At 35.8% G+C, this 20166-nt stretch carries 15 protein-coding genes, 1 tRNA gene and 1 pseudogene; 10 read left to right on the top strand and 7 right to left on the bottom strand.

All coding sequences use genetic code 11. From position 1 onward, the window contains the following. Nucleotides 1–1089 precede the first annotated feature (1089 nt). Nucleotides 1090–1314, bottom strand: coding sequence for a phage tail assembly protein (locus BN67_RS15435; protein WP_425277078.1), 225 nt, complete (start codon nucleotides 1312–1314; stop codon nucleotides 1090–1092). A 728-nt stretch (nucleotides 1315–2042) separates the two neighbouring features. Here BN67_RS15435 and BN67_RS15340 point away from each other — a divergent pair. The 3 genes and pseudogenes from BN67_RS15340 (at nucleotide 2043) to BN67_RS10000 (ending at nucleotide 6713) form a co-directional block, all read left to right on the top strand. Further along, nucleotides 2043–3247, top strand: a pseudogene (locus BN67_RS15340) (Bcr/CflA family efflux MFS transporter). 337 nt (nucleotides 3248–3584) lie between these two features. Then, nucleotides 3585–4316, top strand: a complete 732-nt coding sequence (locus BN67_RS09980; RefSeq protein WP_026088279.1) for an alpha/beta hydrolase family protein — start codon at nucleotides 3585–3587, stop codon at nucleotides 4314–4316. A gap of 1452 nt (nucleotides 4317–5768) precedes the next feature. Then, on the top strand, nucleotides 5769–6713 hold the full coding sequence (locus BN67_RS10000; RefSeq protein ID WP_019223949.1) for an N-acetylmuramoyl-L-alanine amidase: 945 nt from the start codon (nucleotides 5769–5771) through the stop codon (nucleotides 6711–6713). A gap of 1400 nt (nucleotides 6714–8113) precedes the next feature. On the opposite strand, the gene BN67_RS10015 is transcribed toward BN67_RS10000, so the two are convergent. After that, complete coding sequence (locus BN67_RS10015) at nucleotides 8114–9310, bottom strand: porin (protein WP_019223951.1); 1197 nt, start codon at nucleotides 9308–9310, stop codon at nucleotides 8114–8116. Nucleotides 9311–9614: 304 nt separating this feature from the next. Between BN67_RS10015 and BN67_RS10025 the strand changes: the two genes are divergently transcribed. After that, a tRNA-Ser gene (locus tag BN67_RS10025) sits at nucleotides 9615–9705 on the top strand. 449 nt (nucleotides 9706–10154) lie between these two features. Here BN67_RS10025 and BN67_RS13285 read toward each other — a convergent pair. Continuing rightward, nucleotides 10155–10628 (bottom strand): hypothetical protein, encoded by a 474-nt coding sequence (locus tag BN67_RS13285; RefSeq protein ID WP_051011293.1) that lies wholly within the window; start codon nucleotides 10626–10628, stop codon nucleotides 10155–10157. 1688 nt (nucleotides 10629–12316) lie between these two features. On the opposite strand from BN67_RS13285, the gene BN67_RS15050 reads away from it, so the two are divergent. From BN67_RS15050 to BN67_RS10055, 4 genes are all read left to right on the top strand, one after another. After that, nucleotides 12317–13102 (top strand): coproporphyrinogen III oxidase, encoded by a 786-nt coding sequence (locus BN67_RS15050; RefSeq protein WP_244427057.1) that lies wholly within the window; start codon nucleotides 12317–12319, stop codon nucleotides 13100–13102. Nucleotides 13103–13361: 259 nt separating this feature from the next. Further along, nucleotides 13362–13976 carry an MFS transporter gene (locus tag BN67_RS15055; RefSeq protein WP_019223954.1) on the top strand — a complete coding sequence of 205 codons (615 nt, stop codon included), beginning with the start codon at nucleotides 13362–13364 and terminating at the stop codon, nucleotides 13974–13976. Between the two features lie 24 nt (nucleotides 13977–14000). Next, nucleotides 14001–14633 (top strand): MFS transporter, encoded by a 633-nt coding sequence (locus BN67_RS15060; RefSeq protein WP_019223955.1) that lies wholly within the window; start codon nucleotides 14001–14003, stop codon nucleotides 14631–14633. 54 nt (nucleotides 14634–14687) lie between these two features. Continuing rightward, a complete protein-coding gene (locus BN67_RS10055) occupies nucleotides 14688–14873 on the top strand; it encodes a hypothetical protein (RefSeq protein ID WP_156791662.1) in 186 nt (61 codons plus the stop codon). A gap of 305 nt (nucleotides 14874–15178) precedes the next feature. On the opposite strand, the gene BN67_RS15065 is transcribed toward BN67_RS10055, so the two are convergent. Further along, entirely contained in the window at nucleotides 15179–15325 is a 147-nt protein-coding gene (locus tag BN67_RS15065) for a hypothetical protein (protein ID WP_244427058.1), read from the bottom strand. On the opposite strand from BN67_RS15065, the gene BN67_RS13010 reads away from it, so the two are divergent. Then, nucleotides 15317–16372 (top strand): MFS transporter, encoded by a 1056-nt coding sequence (locus BN67_RS13010; RefSeq protein ID WP_244427059.1) that lies wholly within the window; start codon nucleotides 15317–15319, stop codon nucleotides 16370–16372. The genes BN67_RS15065 and BN67_RS13010 overlap by 9 nt on opposite strands. A 166-nt stretch (nucleotides 16373–16538) precedes the next feature. Here the strand turns inward: BN67_RS13010 and BN67_RS10065 are convergent, their stop codons facing one another. Continuing rightward, nucleotides 16539–16799: a hypothetical protein gene (locus BN67_RS10065; RefSeq protein ID WP_026088280.1), complete on the bottom strand. Its 261-nt coding sequence runs from the start codon at nucleotides 16797–16799 to the stop codon at nucleotides 16539–16541. 465 nt (nucleotides 16800–17264) lie between these two features. Next, on the bottom strand, nucleotides 17265–17489 hold the full coding sequence (locus tag BN67_RS14335) for a hypothetical protein (protein ID WP_156791663.1): 225 nt from the start codon (nucleotides 17487–17489) through the stop codon (nucleotides 17265–17267). A gap of 1186 nt (nucleotides 17490–18675) precedes the next feature. On the opposite strand from BN67_RS14335, the gene BN67_RS10075 reads away from it, so the two are divergent. Further along, a complete protein-coding gene (locus BN67_RS10075; protein WP_019223958.1) occupies nucleotides 18676–19848 on the top strand; it encodes a tyrosine-type recombinase/integrase in 1173 nt (390 codons plus the stop codon). 19 nt (nucleotides 19849–19867) lie between these two features. On the opposite strand, the gene BN67_RS10080 is transcribed toward BN67_RS10075, so the two are convergent. Further along, a complete protein-coding gene (locus BN67_RS10080; protein WP_019223959.1) occupies nucleotides 19868–20128 on the bottom strand; it encodes a helix-turn-helix transcriptional regulator in 261 nt (86 codons plus the stop codon). Between the last annotated feature and the right edge of the window lie 38 nt (nucleotides 20129–20166).

A 20166-nucleotide genomic window follows, 5' to 3' on the forward strand; every position in this document is an offset into this window, starting at 1 on the left:
AAAATAAGATGGTGATCATTCTTGACAAAGTCTTCCCATATGATTCCAGTCTTGAAAGCATCAATTCATCGAGTATTTTAGTTGATGAAGAAATAAACACTCTCATGACGAATAGAGAAATGGAATAAATATTTTTCTCGTTTTGTAGAGTAATATTTAAAAATAATGAATCCTACTATGAAGTTTAATATTTTTATATATTTTAAAATTAAAGTTTATTAATTTTCGTTTTAAAGTAAAATTTCTGATATTTCTTAAATATATTTTATATATAACTTAAATATTATATAATTATTACTTTATTTATTTAAAAGTGTTATGTTTACTAAAATTTTAGTTTTTTATACTTATCTTACAATGAGAAAAATATTTTGATTTTTCAAAATAAATATCAACAATATCCAAATCCAATTTAAAAAACTATGAGAGGTAAAGGAAAAGGGAGAAACCTCTGTGTTCCAAGCTGTTCTTCCTTTTCCTGCGGCTTTGTGTTGAAATGATGCTGGAAAAACTTTCTAAGTTTCCTGCAAGAGAATAAAAGAACTGAGAAAAAACAAAATCAGAGAGAAAAGTTAGAAAGCTTTGAGACAATAATCTAAAAGTTTTATGATTTTCTCCAAGGGTTGTTTTTTAGTTTTGTACTCAAGTTTTTTATACGATGTAAGAGCGCTTTGGTTTGAGAGACAAACTTGGCTTGATGGGGCATTGTGTACTACGACATAATTTGTAAGGTTCTCGATACTGCAATTTGTCAAGTTCACTTGTTTTTCTATGAAGTTAGGCACTGTCGTTGGTTCACGAGTGCTATAGGTTTCCACTTTTGCGTTTGCAGCTGCTATGGGGGGCTGGTGTAGGTGTATCTTTATAAAGGTTGCTTTCGCATTTTTTAGGTTTATTCTCGGTGAGAATATATTCACCCATTATGTCTTTATCGCTGCCTTTATTCTGCTTATAAAATGTTTCAGATATTCAGAAAGTGGAATTTAAAGGATAATTTTTTATCTTTGCATTTATTGTTTCTAGTGTTTTATCGAGCTTTTTTAATATTTCTTTATTAAAAGTCCATAAATAGCTTTAATGCTTAAAAAGTCATAAAGATTTAAGTTCATTGATGGTTTTATAGAACCACCTTGAAGGATATGCGATCATTTCAATGAATTGCTCAACACTTTTCTTTTTCTTTATCAGAGCTAAGCTTTTATATTTCGGGTGGTGTAAGGTCATTTCAGTGTATGTTTTTCCTATAACTTCAATAGGTGAAAATAACTGGTACGTTATTCGTTTGTTATATTCAGGACCCCTCCTTATCCTCACTTTCTATATGAGGTACAAAGTCAGCATTTGAATACTGTATTCAATGGCTGAGGGATTTAAGTTTGTGGTGGTTGTGTAAAATGCGTATCTCATAAAATGTGCAAGGTGAATTTAGATTTTAGGGGAGATGCAGGGGAACAGTTTGCTTTATGATATTATTGAATTGGATTGAGATCCTTTGCTCAATTCTTTGTGTTGATAAGGACTTTTTTATAAGCATATTGTTTATGCTGTATTGTACAATAATATCCGCAATATCCGTGTGCATAATTTTAGGAGCGATTTTATAGCCTCTTTTTTTCTTTAAGTCTGTAAATCAGTTTTGATAGAAAGTAGTGTCAAGAGATTGCTGTCGTTGTCATAAGCAGAGAGTGAGAGTGTCTTTGTCTATAAGATCAATGAGGGAATCTTGATGAGTATAGGGCAACATAAATACAATCAAGTGTACTATTTTCGGATTGAATAATATATTCTTAAAGGAGAATTTTCATCTTTTAGGGGCTTTTACGGATAGTGTTAAAGTTGTGATTTGCGGATGCTTTAAAGGACATTATAGAATGAAGCGCTAAGAGTTTCTTTGCCTGTTGAGCGTGCCTTATGTATCAAGAGGGCGAGTTTTCTCAAATAAAATAAAGGAAATTCTTAATATAATTCTTGTGAATAAATTATAAATAGATTTACACATGTAAAAATAAATATTTTTTAATTTTTGAAATGTGCTTTCTCCCATGAAACATAAATATACGCTGCTATTCATTATATTTATTATATGTTTATCAACAGGAGGTCTGATTTCTAACGATATTTTTCTTCCGGCACTTGGAGAAATGCGTCAATACTACCAAGTGATGCAATCTCATATTTAGAGTGCGATGGCGGTTTTTCTGTTTGCATTGGCTATTGGGCAGCTCATTTATGGACCTTTTAGTGATAATTTTGGACGAAGAAAACATTTCTCTTTGGCTTATTTTTATGGCTGTTTACGACATTGATTGTCATTTACACGGTGCGTATTCATACTTTTCTTGTTTTGCGTTTCTTACAAGGCCTTGGCGTTTGTGCAGGGCTTGTGTTAAGTCGCGCTGTTATCAATGACTTATTGGATAAAAAGGAAGCAGGAGAACTTTATTTAATTGTTTTTCCCTTTATTGGAATGTCTCCAGCGCTTGCACCTTCGGTTGGGGGGGTATTGTTACAAGCTTTTAATTGGCAAGCCATTTTTATCTTTTTAAGCCTGTTTATACTTCTCACTATTTTGTTGTGTTTTTTGTGTTACGAGGAAACAGTTCCTGTTCAAAGGCGTCAGCGCTTTTCTCCTTTTGGGGTTGTGAAGGGGTGTTTAGGGGTTTTTAAAAATAAACAGTTTGTTTTTTATGCACTCATTCCGTGTTTTTCTTATTTGGTCTATTTTGCTTATATTTATAGAATCTCCTTTTTTACTTACAACTTTTGGATTATCGCCATACATATTGGCTATAGTTATATTACATATTGGCTATAGTTATATTAGCGTTGCTCTTCCTTATATTTTGGGAAATCTTGTGGCACGGTGGTTTTTCAAGCGAGAATCTATGGAAAAAACTGTATGGTGTGGATATATTATTTTTGTGATAGTTGGCTTATTGTTTGGTTACAAATGTATGTAAGCCCATGGCCACTTATGACAAGTTTTATCGCCATTATTATTCTTACTTTTGGTAATGGTTTTTTATTGTCGTTGAGGATAGCATTGGCTATTTCTTCGTATCCACAAGCTTCTGGGGTTATGGGGGCTTTGCAATTAGGAAGTGCTGCCTTGAGCGCTGCAGTCATTGGAAAGGTATCTGGACATGATCCGCAGATTATGGCAACTTTATTGGCTGCGTGTTGTTTGCTAGGGTTTATCATTTATATCTACAAAGCACGTGATTTTATGTGTTTGGACATGGATTGAGTGAGACGGTTAAAAGAGAACATGTGCGTAAATGTTGTGGTGTTATTGTGCTTGAGTGAAAGTGATTGCAGCTTGGGGGGGAGTTTTAGTGGCGTGCAGTGTTATGATTAGAATTTGTCGTGGTTGATTCATATCGGGGCTGGTTAATATTGTGTACAATTGGGGATTAGGGGTTCTTGTTACGGGGGGATTTATGCTTGAGAGAGTTGCAATATATCTCTGTTTTTAGAGCCCTTGTTGAGGGATACATCATTGATGGATCAGTTTCTGTTATCATTTCATTTTGCAAACAAAGGGTGGGGTAGGGGATGCGCTCTTTTATAGGGGGAATAGGTGAATGAGCCTCCGTATCGTTATTCTTTCTCCGGTGATGCCAAGCTGGGATCACGGTGTTTTTTGTTCTTCATTTACAAAGCTATGTTCGGAAAAGGGCTTCCAAATAACTGTATTGGATACAATGTCTCTTTTCCCTAGTTATTCTTTTTTTGGTCATAACACTGCCGTAGAAGCTTTGCCTTTTATCGTAGAAAAACTTGAAAAACATTTGAAAGAGTCTTCAGTCTTGGTGGGGTTTTCTATGGCTGGAATGTTGGTACAAATATTGGCAGCGCGGCTTCTAAATGTTCGCGCTGTGCTTGCTGTGAATGCGCCAGGTTATCCAGACAAGCCTTTGCAACAACGGCTTGGGCATATTCTTCATTTATTGAAAAATAAAGATTTATCCGGTGCTCTAGAAGCACTTAATGTTTTTATGTGTCCTCCTGGAGCTGTGAACAAAAGAATTTTATCGAAGGTTCCTGAGGTGCAAAAAAAAGCAGCAATTGAACGTATGACAAAAGGATTTCAGTTTTTGTTGGAAATGGATGCTAGAAATGAGATTATCAAGTACACTGGAAAGTTTTTGGCTTTGGTCGGTGAAAAGTCGCAACTTGCAACGATAGATAATCAAACGAGAAGCTGTTCTAAGAAGCATGAATATAAGATTATTTCTGGTGCTGGTACACGTTTATGGGATGATAATCCTGTGATGACAAATGCAATCATTGAAGAGTGGATCGATCGATTATGAACAAAAAAGCTTTTGTATGATCTTGTGATGGGGGGCATGAGAGGTTTGTGAAGTTGTGTTGATGGTTTTTAGAGTAGATTCAGTTGTACTGATTGCGTGAACCTATGGAGGAATTGGTTGGAGAGAAGAAGGTGGCTGTTCCATAAGTGATATAGAAAAAATGGCTTAGTCAATATTATTTCACGGAAAACTATTATTATAAATCAGAAAACTGCTTTTAAAAACCTGTATCTATTTCTTTGTTCTTTATTTGTACAAAAGCGAGGCTTGTTTGCGAATCGATGATTAGTAAGATAAATTATTGATCTGGGAAAGCTTTTTCATCTTTATATGAGATAAGATTCTCATGGTATCTTTTGAAACACTGATACGGTTTAGAAAAATAGAGGCTTGAGGAGGCTGTTAATGTCTTTTCCCTGTTTTTATTTAGCGCCGTGATTGGATAGACATGTTTATGCGCGTAATATGGTTGTTGGTTGGGTATTCTACCAATAAGTTCAATATGATGTGAGAAAATAATCAATTTCTCAAAATCATTTTAAGAAAATTTCTCACAATGATTGAGAAGTCGAAGCAGGTTTTCACAATTTTGGTGTGCTTGCATTATGGATTATTGATGTGGTCCCGATCACGGTTGCAACGCAAGTTTTTGTATGAAAATATGTTGGTCTATTTTGTTTGACCTTTTTGAAAGCGCTGGACGGATTGAAACTGCAAAGGTGGGACGTAAGATTACAGCCTTACTTTTTTGCAAACAAATATTTATAGGAGTTCTTATAAAAATGATCTGCATATACCAATTATATCTAAGCAGGGAAGCAAAGTGCCCCTTGCAAATTTTTTGTTTGTGTAGATTACAAAGCGCGTGAATCTCTTTTTAAGAAGGCTGTGACGGCGATAACGGTTTTATAGCGAAATAAAAGGATTCGAAATTCTTAGTGTTATGGTTAGAAAAAGTTCAGGTTTTGTTGAAAAATATGCCACTGAAGGTGTTATCATCAATATTTTATTGTTCAGGCGATTGCCAATAAATTGCCACAAAATTCCCATAAAATAATTCGGTATGTTGTGCGATTGCATGCAGATTGATCAAAAAAAGATTTGTTTTGCGTGTAAGAGGCAAAGACATATTTGATGCGCTTTCGTTCTTTGTTTTTATGTTTGTTCGATTGGCAATTTTTTAGATATTTATTTGAGGAAATGCCTAGTCTAGAGGTTTCTGGAAATCTTCTCAAAATCAGGAGTTATAGGGATTTTGAAAGCGGATATAGATCGTTGAGCGTAACTTTGACGTTTTTGATTGTTTAATTTTAAACAGGGTTTTGTTTTGATATTGAGGGGTTGGAATATCTTACAAGAGTTTTAAAAAAGATCGTTTCAATATTTGTTTTATCTACGGTTTTTTCCTGATGTGCGGTGGTAGGCCTAAGTGGGATAAAAAGGAAAATTTTCATGTATCAGATTGATTACAATAGCTATCGCTCTATCAAGAGCTTTAACCGCCGTGTTCGTTTTTTGGTCATGCATTACACTTCCATTAATTTTAAAGAATCGGTTATGGCTCTTACAGGGGAAGCGGTGAGTGCTCACTATCTTGTTCCTGATCCTTCGGACCAGACATATCTTGAAGCGGGATTTAAGGATATGCGTATCTTTAATCTGGTTGATGAAAGAGAACGTGCTTGGCATGCCGGTGTGAGTTCATGGGCTGGGCGTAGTAATCTCAATGATACATCTATCGGGATTGAAATCGTTAATTTAGCAAGGGGGCATTCTGATGCTTTAGAGCAAACATATGTTGAGAACATTTTTAAGGATGTCCATGTTTTAGATCCAGAAATTAAAAATGGGCGTGCATTGCAGCCTGATGTTGATTTGTGGACTGATGATAACCATGTGAGTGGTACGTCTCTTCAGCTGGAGCCGGTTCATTGCGTTGGGTATAATAATGAGGATTTTGTCTTTCCCTCTTATAATCCAACACAAATTGATGCTGTTAAGGAACTCGCATTAAATATTCTGCAACGGTATCCAGATATTCTGCCAACGGATGTTATCGGGCACAGTGACATTGCCATTGGAAGAAAGAGTGACCCAGGCGCAGCTTTCCCATGGAAAGAACTTTATGTAGCAGGTATAGGGGCATGGTATGATGATGAAATAAAGGAGCATTATCAAGAGCAGTTCTCTAAGTGTTTTCCTCTTAAATCGGATGTTTTGGGTAAATTGAAATGTTATGGATATGATACTTCAGCTGCCTATACGGAAATTGGATATAAGAATTTAATTCGGGCATTTCAGTTTCATTTTCGTCAAGAAAGTTATGATGGAATTCTGGATGTTGAAACAGCAGCCATTATTTATGCATTGGTAGATAAATATTTTCCATCAAGTTAATGCAGCCTATTTCAACTTTCATACATGTTTGTGTCTTTTTTCATGCTGTTGGTTTTTGCATTCTCTCATGGAAGAAATAAAGCAAGAGTGCACTATGGTGTTGCTCATTCATATGTGCTTTATTGGCGTATATATCTTGTTTTCAAAAGATCTTTTTATGACATGAAAAAGTTCGTTTTACGGTGGTGTCTTCGTGAAGATGTGTTATATAAGCGCATTGTGTAGCGGTCTTTTTCCTTCATGATGCAAAGAATACGCTCGTAGCGTCATTCTCTTTTACAGCCTTTCATCTCATGATCGCTTTTGCATTAAAATGATTCCTAACAGGTATTTTTAAAAACGATTTTATTCGTGAATGGATCATTTTTGTAATAGGAAAGGGAATGGTTTTTGTTGGCTTATCATAAAAACAATTTGAGAGAAGGGGAATTTATTGTATTGAAGATTTTCGTTTAATACACAATACAACGGATTATTCTTATAAATCAATCGGTTGATTTTTATAGTCCTCATTTTTATGAAGTGTATTTTCTATCCTTTCTTGAGGCAGTTTCTGTAACAAAAATTGACTTATGATCTCCGTATAAAGAGGTCTCTAGCAAGGAATGAGTGGGAAAAGACTATAGAAAGATAAATCAAAAAATAGTCTTAATAAATAAGCTTTTAAATTCCGTATTTTATTCTATGTAGCACGTCTTCTTAAAAAAGAGATGTAAGATTAAGCTGTGGTGGTAAGAATAGGAAAAACGTGGTGCTTAAGTTGTATAGAAAAGAGAGCTGTGGCGATCAATCCATTGCCTATCATCATGGGATGTAAAAAGTAAAAATTGTCCCCATTTCATTTGTAGTGTGTAAAAATATCATTCATCACAATGATTGCTCAAGAAGGGAGATTACCAAGAAAAGCACAAGCAAGGCATGTACATTGCAAAGAATAGAAAGGGACAGTTTTTAGAGCTTTTTGTCTGAGAGCGGATATTTTTGATTTGTTTCAAAAACACCAAAATAGAAAGAATTTTGTTCTTTATTTTCGTATCGTTATTTTTATTAAGATTATTTTTTGATATTTTAAAGATCTATCTAGCGCATTTAAAAATTATTCTCGAAAGATAAGCGGGCAATTCTATCACAAACTTCTTGTAGTTTTATCACAAGTTTTTTGATGACAAAGACCGACATTATTTGAATGTTTGCTGTAAAGTTTAATGCTTATAAGCACGCGTTTGATTTATTTTTAAAATCTTTTTGTAAGGATAAACGGGTTTTTGTCAAAGAGACCGGCAAATAATGTGGGGGAATAGGGGATGATTATCATAAATGGTTTCGAAAATTAAAAACTGGCAACATACGCTGCCAGTTTTTAAAAAATGTAATTTTTTGAAAGATGTTATCCAAGAAAATTAGAATGAGCGTTGAAGACGAAGCATACCTTGAAAAGCACTTTTTCCATTCAAAGCGTGTTTATATATTTCACCATTTGCGTCTTTGAAAGTACGATCATCACTCCAAGAAACATAAGTTAGCTCAGGTGTAATGACGAATCCTGGAACCAGCGTGTATTGAACATTCACAGAAGTTGCAAAGGTTTTTACGGCGCTATAAGAAACCTGAGCGTTCAAATTTGTTTTTGGAGTAAGTTTGTAAGTTGCACCAGCCCATGTAGCCCAGTCTCCTCCCCAGTTTGCATAGACTGTGGTGTTGACACGTGAAAGTGCATTATCGTCGTCCTTTGTATAGTAGTCTTTATTATTTTTGTAACCACTCATGACCCAAAGATTTAAACGATCATTGAGATTGAGATCAAGACGCACTTTACCAGCCCATTTTTTATAATAGGCATCGTAGGCTGCAACTGTTGAGAAACCGCCCCATTTTTGCATAAACTTTACACCAAAAACGATATTGGGTGTGTAGTCTTTTATTTTCTTACTTGGTAATTGATCGTTGGGAAGTTGCTCAATCGTATCATTTTTATCGAGGTAATAGAATGCGCCAGCGCTAGGAACACTAGCATTGCCTAATTCTGCTCCGATAATGGCAGAAAAGCCAGAATCACCACTAAAGGTGTAAGAAATAAAATTGGTCCGTGTGGTGCCGGCAGGTGCTATGCTATCATCATTGAGAACGTTGCCATAACCACCAGTCCAAGTATTGAAAATAGTGTCATCAAGACCTACGCGAAATCCACCAAGTTCAATGTAGGCCGCTGCAAGTGTTGCGCCGTCTGTATTACTACCATTGCCCCAGGCTGAAAAGATACGCGCATAGGAACGAAGTGTTCCCAAATCTGTTTCAGAAGCTGCCTGAAAAACAAGAGTTAATCGTGATGATGCACCATAGGTTTTTCTTTTATCCTTTAGTTCAGCATCGGTTGTTGCGTCAATATTGTCACCACCTAGAAAATCAGCGCGAACATTTCCTGATAAACGCATGCATGTTTCTGTTCCAGGAATATAAAAATATCCTTTACCATATGCATCGCAAACACGAATATATTCTACAGGCTCTGGCTCTGCAATTGCTGTGGAGGCAGCTTGTGCCCCAGAAACTGCTAAAAAAGCTACTGTAGAGCTTAAAAACAAGGATTTAATATTCATAGTGAATCTCCGCTGAAGATAGTTTAATTTTTTAGGAATTATTATTAACTGAAATTTAACTAAAAGATAGAATAAAATATACAGCATACGTAATTATAGCTATACTGATCTTTTTGAGATATACAAATACGAAATTGCTTTTTTGAAGGATATTCACGTACTATTCAAGGCAGTGTGGTAAAAAAGGCACATTTTTCATTTCTGAACTTTTTATTTGATGAAATAAAAAGGAAAACTTCAGATATTTTTAAAAAAAATCGAAAATGTCTTGAACTTTCTGTTGAGACCATTTATGCACTTCCTTGGAGAGGTGGCCGAGTGGTCGAAGGCGCTCCCCTGCTAAGGGAGTAGGGCTCAAAAGGCTCTCGAGAGTTCGAATCTCTTCCTCTCCGCCATTCGTTTGAGATGAACTTACTCTTTGAAATGAACTGGCTCTTTGCACGAAATGGTGTGGAATTATAAAACCAGGCATTTGCGATTGATTGTTGTTTCCAACTGATTTGCCTTTCTATAAAAAATGTTTTTCTCTTAAAATATATGCCCCTTTCTTAAAAAACGCTGTACTTGGAAAAGTTGAAGTATGGAGTTTTTGGTTATAGGAAATCCAGATTTTTGCAATTGATTGGTTTGCACGAGTTGTCATTATCAACCAATGAGCTTACATAATATGTTATCGGCGGCTTTAATAATGAAATGCGCCTTGTATATTTTCTTACTCTCACTCTAAGCAATAGGATTTTCTGAGAGATCAAAGTTCTGCGTGAGCTTATTGGTTGTTAAACAACAACCTGTATGTGTTGAGCGAAAAAAGACTTATCTCAAAGCTTGATATAATTGCTATTATTTAAAATAGACATGATGAATGAGTGTGTAAAGGAAGATACAGATAAGGCTGATGATTGTTCCCGTTGCTATAATTAGGTGCTGATCTTCCGCTTTTGAGATAATAGGTTTCTAAAACAATGATATTCGCCGCTGGCGGCAACAGCTCTATAAAAGATAAAATTGGCATATTCTTGGTTATGAAATCTATTTGTGCGTAAAAGCTGTAGGCTACAAAAATAGATATGAGCACAGAATAAAAAAATTTATAAGCTGTAAATACAATAGACTGCTTAAAATCGAGCCATGATATTTTTACATTCCCCATCCAAATTCCCAATATAAGCATTCCTAATGCGCTCATGGCTGGTTTGGCTGTCATATAAAGGGAGGCGAGAAGAGCCTCCAAGCCGCTGTTCATATAGGGCATGATTAAAAGACCAGTAAGAAGAGCAAGGACAGGCGGAGAACATAAAGTTTTTATCACGCGCTTCAAGAAAACAGCCTCTCTTGTTAATACGCTCACCCCGACAGAATTACCGAAAAGAGAGTTGCTATATAAGCAACAAAGATTACTTTAGCAGCTTGATCTCCATAAAAAGAAAGAGAATTGGCAAGCCAAGTCAACCAATATTAAAATAGCAAAAACACATGCTTACAACGGCATCTTTCATTATCCTTAGTGAAATAGAGAGCATGATTGCCATAATCAGCATTATTGCAATCATAACAAAGAAAACGCTACGCTCATGAAAAGCAATATTATAAAAAGTTAATCATTAGGCATCATTATTGTGCATGTATTTGATTAAAATGGTTGTAAGAATTGCAAAATGTTGGGGAGGGGGAAGTATAGTTTTTAGCGTTTTTTATTGAAATTTGTTCTGTCTTATCTTGTGTAAAAAGCAATAAGAACTTTTTAATACAATGATCTGTCTGCGGTTTGATTAAGGGCATGCAAAGAAAATTTATGAGAGTATTCTTTTTTCAGCGACTTACTGTCGTAGCTTTCAATTTCTAAAAAATAATTTTTGCTGTTTTAGAAATAAGATATTGCTATTTGAGTTTAATGGTCATTTTAAATTTCACAAGGATGGGTTTATTATGGAAAATGCAATTGAACTATTTGTAACAGAAGCTCCATCAGGGAAATGTGATTTCAACGGAGTGTGTTGGTAAGTAATTGTGAAAGGACAGAGTTTTCTGCCCTTTTTTGTTATAGTTTTGTTCATTCAAAGGGGGAAATTATGAAGGGTGAAGGTCACCACTATATTCTAGATATCATCTTTAACAATGAGAATTTTCTTAAGGATGAAGGGGGAATTCAGACTTTTTTGCTAATGTGCTTGAGAAAATAAAATTTTATATTATCGGCTTTTTGTCATATGTTTACTCTAGGAGGAGAAGGGGTGATAGGTATTTTTCTGCTTAACGTGTGGTGAAAAATGTGTTTCTGTCGTTCAAGAAATTGAATCAAGATTTGTCTCAGCAACAAAAGTCTCTGTTCGTTATACAGAGTGCGGTAGTCATATCGATATTATTAAATAAATATTAAAAAAATAATTATGTGGGGGAGGGGTGAAATGAAATCTAAAAGATAATGGTATCTTCAAATTTGATGATCAGTTTCCTGTATATAATTTTTTTTCCTAATCAAGGGAAAAATATTTCTCGGGAACATATTGTAAAGGTTATTAAATCTAGTAATTCTAGGATAACATCGAGGGCTCTCTATTTTCATATTCCATTCTGCGAAACAATATGTAGTTTTTGTCCTTTTGTTCGGGGTGGATATAAAGCTAGCCAGATCGTCGATAAATATACAAAAGCTGTTATACGCGAAATCGAGATCAAATCGTTTTTTAATGATTATCACGCTATTCCTGTAAGGTCGATTTTTTTGGAGGTGGCACTCCTTCATCTTTTGTCTCCTGATAATATGTTTCAGTTTGGGCAAGCGATAGGAAAGCATTTTTTATTGTCATCGGACTGTGAATTTTTGTTTGAAATAGAAGTTAAAAGTCTGACAGAAGAGAAGGTTATTGTAATGAAGGACATGGGGGTGTCCCATAGGCTTTGTCTACAAACCTTTGACACTACAGGCGTCAATTATTTCATTTAACATCAACATATGAACAAATTCATTTTGCGGCTGAAATCCTGACAAAAAACTTTAAAAATGTTTTGTTTGATATTCTTTATGGCATGAACGGCCAAGATGAGGAAGATATTATAAAGGATCTAGAGAAAGCAGTTTCTCTCGGAACTTCAAATGTCGATATTTATCCTATTGATAATGTGATGATGCAGGCAAGACTTCACAAATCAATTCAAGAGCGAAGCATGCCTTCTACAACCGCAACCAGGAAGTTTACAATGAACATGTTGGTTGATGCTTATATGCGTAGCAAAGGATTTATGCCACACAATGGCCATGGTTATGTCAGGATAAAGAGAGTCGATCATTCTGTAGTGGCAAGTGAATATAGCTTTATTTACCACGAACATGTGTACGGTTATTTTGATCATGATTTACATGGATTTGGGGTTAATGCTGTATCCTCTCTTCGTGAACATGTTATTACGAATACATCTAGTCGACAAAAGTACATCAATGCTATTAATAATAATATTGTTCCTTCAACAATTAGTAAGCATCCAAGTATTTTGGATGAAATGAAGCCAATTATCCTAAGACGACCTTATCATGGTGTAATAGAAAAAGAAAAGATTATGATGAGTGAAATACCATTTGCTTTGCAGGAAAAGATTCATCAACTTGAAGATAAGCAGCTTGTTATTGAAGATGACAGTAATATCTATCTCACAAAACTTGGGTGGTACTGGTATACTAATATCATGTTTTGGCTTATGCTTAAAGCTGATCAGGTCGCAATGAATCATTTTATTATGAAGCAGCTTGATAATACAGGGAGGTTTATTGCTAAAAAAGAGCTGCTTTATGTTTGATATTATTCTAGATCTTAGCGTCGTTTATCAAAAATGTTATCAGGCAATTCTCTTGTGTGATCTTTTCTGTAAAGAATTCTTCTGTGAAGAAAACCAATACAGGATTTTTTATGGTTATAAGGCTTTCTGAGATTTATTGAATAGTCACTATTTATCAAAAAAATGGATGTTTGTTCCACTAACTATGTTTAAGATAAGTGAATTGGCAGAGAGGGAGCAGCTCTTGGAGCGGTACGTTTCAGTATAGAGTTGGAAGGTCATGAGCCGGTTATGGATTAAAAATTTTCCTTCATTGCTGTCCTCTTTGTTTATTTCTAAAGTTGGCGATTACGCTTATGAAGTGGTTTTCGTCTTTATTGTCCTTGAAGTGACGGAAAATAACTATCTGTTCACGGGTCTCGTCTATTTCTTTCGTTTTATTCTGTTTCTGTTTTTTGGGACTGTGGGCGGTTGGATGGCGGATAATGGCTGCTTGAAAAGGAACTTATTGTTCAGTGAGTGGGGGCGTCTTTTCGTTTCTTTTCTTCTTTTTTTGACTTATTTAAGTGGAAGAGCCGATATTTTCATTCTCATTATTGCCTCTGTTGTAACAACGATTGGATGGGCTCTTTTTCAACCGAGTTTTCAGACTGCCGTTCCTCAGATTGTTGCTGATAAAGACTTAGCGCGTGCTAATAGTATAACACATGTAGCAGAAGAAACTGCTTCCATTATTGGTCCACTCATTTGCTCCCTCATTTTGTTTGTTGCTGATAAGGCTTGGGTATTGTTTTTTAATGGTTTGACGTATTCTATCTCAATCCTTTTTCTGATAACGATAGGAGATTTTCAACAGCAAAGCAGTGTTTCTTTCCGTCTTCGGCAAGTCTACTAAGAAACTTACTCCTCTGTTCGGCAGATGTATTATTTAGGTTATGGGCTTTTTGTTGCTATTGTTGGTTTTGCTTTGTGTATTTTATTCACTGGTTCTGTTTTGCGATTTATTATTCCAGCAGTGGCAGTCATTTCTGGAGAGGGGGAGATTTTTACGAGCTTTCTTTTTTCCTTAATGGCAGTGGGTACGATTATAGGAGGATTCGTTTACGCATGGTTTATAAAACGAAGGTCTCCCCCAAAATTGATGTGGCTCTGGTTTCTTTACGGTTTTTTCATACTCACGATGTCTGTGAGTACATTTTTTTCTCTCTATTTTCTCTTACCACTGTCTTTTCTATTAGGGATATGTGGGGCATGGGTTTATATAACATTGGTCACGATTATTCAGTCACATTCACAAAAGGAGAATATCGGTAAAAATTTTGGTGCCTTTTCGACGTTTGCAAATAGTGCTGAAGCTATTTCTGGCTTAGTTTCAGGAGGACTTGCTGCCATAGGCCTTATTGTTTCTTTTATTGTAATGACGTCGCTGATTGTTTTAACAGGACTAATGGGTGCTCTGCTGCTTTCAAGAAACACAGGGAAAGTACAAAGAGAGAACGGAGCGTTTAGAAGAATGACGTTGGCTACCATAATAAATCTTGCTGTTCATTGAGAAGAGTTTCATGATTGGCGAAAACATGAGGAATATGCCAAAAAGATGATTCATATGCCTCTTAGAAGAGCTTATGCGGTATTGTCTTCTGGGATGACGGTTTTGAGACCTGATGATGAATTTCAGTTACTAGTGCTTGGGACACTCTTTAAAAATGATGCTTTTAATAAAGAGGTTGGCTGTGGTATGCTTAATGATGACAATATATTCTCTGGGGGGGCACGTCCCCCCCCCCAGTAGAGGGGGCAGAAAGAGAAGATGTTATAGAATTTTCACCTTATGTTATATTACAATGGGTGCTATTTTGGGAGATATTATTTGTGGGAATACCATTTTTAGCATTAAAAGAGCTTTTGGTATCTACAAACGGTTATTATGTATTTGCCCTATAGCCCGTTCACCATGCGGTTTTATATAAATTTTCTCTGGGAATAAAAATAAACATAGTCAATTTCATTTTTGAATTGTCAAAAATTGAACAGCCGATATTTTCAGATTTTGTTGTATGTTTGGCATCATGGGGAGCACTATGCCAAGAATAAAATTCAGCCTTTTTTCCAGCTTTGCGCTTTTTTTATGCTAACGTTTGCAAGCCTTTCCGATGAAGCAGCACAAATTACTTTCGCTTTGCGGCTGGCAGAGAGAACAAGCTTTGTCTCTGCACTTTTGTCGACAGGTTTATTATGTGGCATTGCTTCAAGTTTTGTTGCTCCTTATTTATTGCATCGTTTTGGCCTTTTAAACTTATAGAGACTGTTTTTTATAGTGAAGCGGTTCTTATTGCTCTTGCTGCATTTTCAAGCCAATTTGGGGCTTACATTATTCTCGCTGCGGTTTTAGGATCTGCTCTTTCAATGTTGTGGTCGGCAGTTCTCGTGATTATATCTGATTTTGCCGAAAGTGAACAGCATCTGGATTGGATTAACCGCATTGTTCAAAGTTTGCGCAATTTTGGCTATGTTGGTGGTCCGTTACTGGGAAGTGTGTTTTTCAACACTTTCCAAAATACCTACGGAATGATATGGATGGCGATAGCAGTTTTGCTTTCAGGTTTTATTATGCAATTCTGTCTCAAAAAGCTCAAAGCAGAAGAAAGACATAAAAACAAAAATGCTTCTAGCAATAAAGATGCAGAAAAGAAAGTTAAAAAGCATCTCGACCTTGTGGGACTGTTTGGTCAAAAAGCGATCGTTTTTGTGTTAATCCCACTGATCATCACAATCGTTTTTGTTTCAGCGGAAGGGGTTTTGTTCGTTGTTTATGTCCGCAAAGTTCTTCATTTTGACGCTACAGTTTATGGTTTTATTGTGAGTGCTGTGAGTGTCGGTCTTGTTTTGGGTCCTCTCCTTTTTGCTGAGCTTTTTAAGCGCTTTGGTTATGCACCATGTGCATGTTTCGCTGCCACATTGATTGGGCTTGGGGTATTTTGCTTAGCAAGTACTATAAATGTTAAGTTCATGTTTTTATCAGCCCTCTTGATAGGAATAGCGAATGGTGTGCAAAATACGCTTATGGCCAGCTTTATGATGCAGCATATCCCTCAAGGACTGTGTAAACAACAAATGCCTGCCTACATATTTATTCTGCAAACATCGGTTCTTGTGGGGTTCATAGGTGGTGGTTTTATAGATATAATTTACATTCAAACTGCTCTTATAGGGATTGGTATCATCAGCATGTCTGCAGGTATGATCGGTGCAATGGTCAATTTTTATTGGGAAAAAATTGAGCCAGCATGAAGCGTGAAAACTTAAGGGATTCGCTTCGTTATTTTGTCGTAGAGTAGGCGTCGTTTTTGCCGTAATTTGAGGGCGGTATGAGGTTCATTTGCATTGGTGTTTGCACAATAATGGCCATTCGTTGGGTGATACAATAAGTTTAAGAAAGTTAAAGGTTCTCATCAAGTTATGGCATGAATGGGATAACGTCCTTCACGTAAAACAGAACGTTGCCGTGTTGCATATTCACAGGCTTGTTTAAAGAGACATCTGAGCACCTGAGTCCATTTCGCGATTGTGTGGTAATGATAAATCCATGGAGCTCACCATCTTTATGTTTATGAAGATAAAAGCCGGCACCATCACTCTCTTTACCAGCTCCTAATATATCTACTAACTCATGGATAGTTGCGATAACCCTTGCAGGCAGGCGGTTCATGAAAGGCATTTTTCCTCCTTTCTTTTCTCATTTTTATCCACATGTCAATCCCGCTTATGGGGTACAAGTCAAGTGAATAAAATTGACTCAACATAAGTAAGTTTGAAATGAAAGAATTTTATCGGTATTCGGGGTTATAATTCAAACTAAATGATGACAAATAATACTTATGAATCAATGTGTTGTATTGACTTGAAAAACCTCAGGAAAATAGCAAAAGCATAAGTTTATAAGATTATGATTATTGTATGCTTTCGTGTAGTGGTAGATTTAATGGCTATGTGATCTCAAAGAGAGCATATAAATTTGACGAGAAAGACAGTGAGTAGAAGGGGAAGGATACTCTTGTTACTGGGTGTGTAATATATCTTTCAAGTGTTTTGTTTCTTTAGAGTTTTTGTTGTTTTATTGTTATTGCGGTGAATGGGTTTTGTAAGGGGAGCTCTTCTTATATCACTATTTCTAGTATGCTTGTCATCCGTGAGGTGGCATAAATACTTTTGATTTTATCTCTATAAAAGGAATACGCAACATTGTCGGCGCTGCCTGTCGCTCTGAATGAAGACTTATAAAACCTGTAGAGCCAACGATTATCGGGTAAAGGGCATTGTCATGCAGGTTTCCGGTTGTATAAAAGCGACATATTCGAATATTTTGTCGAGAAATTTCGGACGCCCGTTCACTAGGATAGATGAGCACATCCCGCAATACTAGCGCGTCTTGCAATAAGCGATAAATGGTTCGTGTTGCAGGGTTAAGTGCTTTCCTTTGTCATCAGCGGGAAGATTTAGATTGGTGGTTCATCAAGGATTTGGCCTTTTTCATCAAATCAAGAGCACAAAAAGAGTGCTGAGGCTTAGGCACAATTGTGCTGTCCTTAAAAGGTGTTTTCAGCCTTCTATTATGCGCTAACATAGTGAAATGAATATGTTTTGATTATGAAAAAACATTTATTGAGTAAGGCCGCTTACTTCCAATTTGGATACACTTATTTAATCAGAGTCTTTTTTTAGTCTTTTCAATCCTACCATCAATAATGGTGTGCATTAAAAAAAACAGCATGTAAAAATATTGATTACAACATCTTCAAATAAGCCAGATCTTAGTAATAGTTTTAGATCTAGTGTCTTATTCTGTGAAAGGTAGAGCTAACGGAAGCATTTTGGTACTCTAAATATGGCGCCGATGTTTTTGGTTGCAAATGCCGTAAAAAGAGTAATCGATGCGATCGAAAAGATGAACCAATAGCCACGGATAAACAGACAAGATTTCAGAATATGGGTCCCGCATTTCTGTAATTTTTTATCTGCATATTCATGCAAGATTTTAGCGTAAGATGAATGATACAAAATGGCGATAGAGGCTACATAGAAGATGAGTGTGACAGAGGAGAAAGATTATAAGAGTTTATACCATTATATCGCTCATTTGTGCTTTAAAGAAAAAAGCTACAAAAATAGATGCTCGTAAAATGAAATGGAAAATAATTTTGTGAATCGTTTTCATCAGAATCTTCAGCTTTTCTTATTAATTGTTTTCTATTGGGTTGTTTCAAGGAAATTTGTGTGTGCCTGAGAATGGTCAAATTTCTCTAAAACATGCGCCCAAAATATAATTTATGGAATGCTATGTTTAAAATTTTATTCCTACACCATTAAAAAAGATAATAAAATAAATATGTTAGAAGGAACAAAAAGTAAAATGGTGCCCAAAAGATGCACCATTTATAGATATTTCTACAATATCATATGGTGTTGTTGTTTATCTTTTTTTGTTTATAAATAATTGCTTTTATTTAATTAATTGTCTTTTATACACGACTTTGATATCTGATGAATCTGTCAAAAGAGAAATTCAAAAGGTGGTTTAAAAGGTGGTTTAAAAAGTGATTAGGAGAACAAGAACACGTGATAGATTATCCGCTTTATCTGTAAAAAATTTGCCCAAAGGTAAATATGCGGACGGGGCAGGGTTATGGCTTATCAAAACCGCACAGAATCAAGGACGGTGGGTCTTTCGATTTGATTTCAATAAAAAGCGTCGTGAAATGGGATTAGGCTCTTGTAGTGTTGTATCTTTGAAAGAGGCAAGGCTTAAGGCTACAGCTTGCCGTGATCTGTTGCAACAAGGTATTGACCCAATTCGTAAAAGGAAAAATGACAAGTTACGACAGGAGTTTGATAGTATTTCTTTAAGAGAAATCGTTTTAAGTGCTTTTGAGACCAAAAAAAGCGAATTGAAAAATGAAGGAACTGCAGCTAGGTGGTTAACACCTCTTACATTGCATGTTTTTCCTAAAATTGGAGATATAGCAATTACTGAATTGACGCAGATTGATATAAAAGAATGCTTATCCCCTATTTGGAAAACCAAAAACGAAACAGCAAGCAAGGCTTTAACGCGTTTGAATATTGCGATAAAACATGCGGCAGCACGTGGTATAGACGTGGATATGCAATTGGTACCAAAAGCAAAGGCTCTATTGGGAAAATTTATTCAAAATGTTCAAAATGTTCCAGCCATGCCATGGAAAGAAGTTCCAGCCTTTTATCAGGGCTTGGATGATCATATTATATCCAATTTAGCTTTAAAGCTTTTAATTTTAACAGGCGTTCGTTCCATGCCAATTAGACATATAAGGTTGGAGCAGATTAATGAATCAATATGGACAATTCCAAAAGAAAATATGAAGGGGCTCGTTGGAAAGGTTTTTGATTTTCGTGTGCCACTTACAGATGAGGCGCTTTCTATCATTGAAAAAGCAAAAAGGATCGAAAAAAATGGATTTTTGTTTGTTGGAAATTCTGGAAAGCCTATATCTGATATGACGCTTTCTAAATTTATGAAAGATAGAGGCATTGTTTATCGACCTCACGGATTTAGATCCAGTCTTCGTGACTGGATAGCAGAGACAACGTCAACACCCTTTGAAATTGCGGAATTTACGTTGTCTCATTCAGTAGGGAATTCAGTCACAAAAGCTTATATGAGGACTGATTTTTTAGAGCAGCGTCGTGTTCTTTTAGAACAGTGGTCATCTTTTGTGATTGGTTGTTGATTGTTTACGATAGTGGTGGTCACTCTACAGAGTGTCTTTCGGCTTTTTTTCTTTCAATATAGTGGTCAACTTCCACGATATCCCATTTTAAGTATCGCCCTTCTTGTATTGGTTTAGGAAAAGTTCCAGCTTTTACAAGTTCTCTAATATATGTCATAGACATTCCAAGATAAATTGAGAGGTCTTGTATATTGACGAGCCTTTGTATGCGCATTGATAATAGAGCTTGTTCAAATAAACTTACTTTTTCTATTGAGGCTGTTAATTTTTCTTCATTCATTTAAGTCATCCTTCTTATTTATAATCATTATGAAAGGG

Source organism: Bartonella rattaustraliani AUST/NH4, from assembly GCF_000312565.1.
Classification (GTDB): Bacteria; Pseudomonadota; Alphaproteobacteria; order Rhizobiales; family Rhizobiaceae; genus Bartonella; species Bartonella rattaustraliani.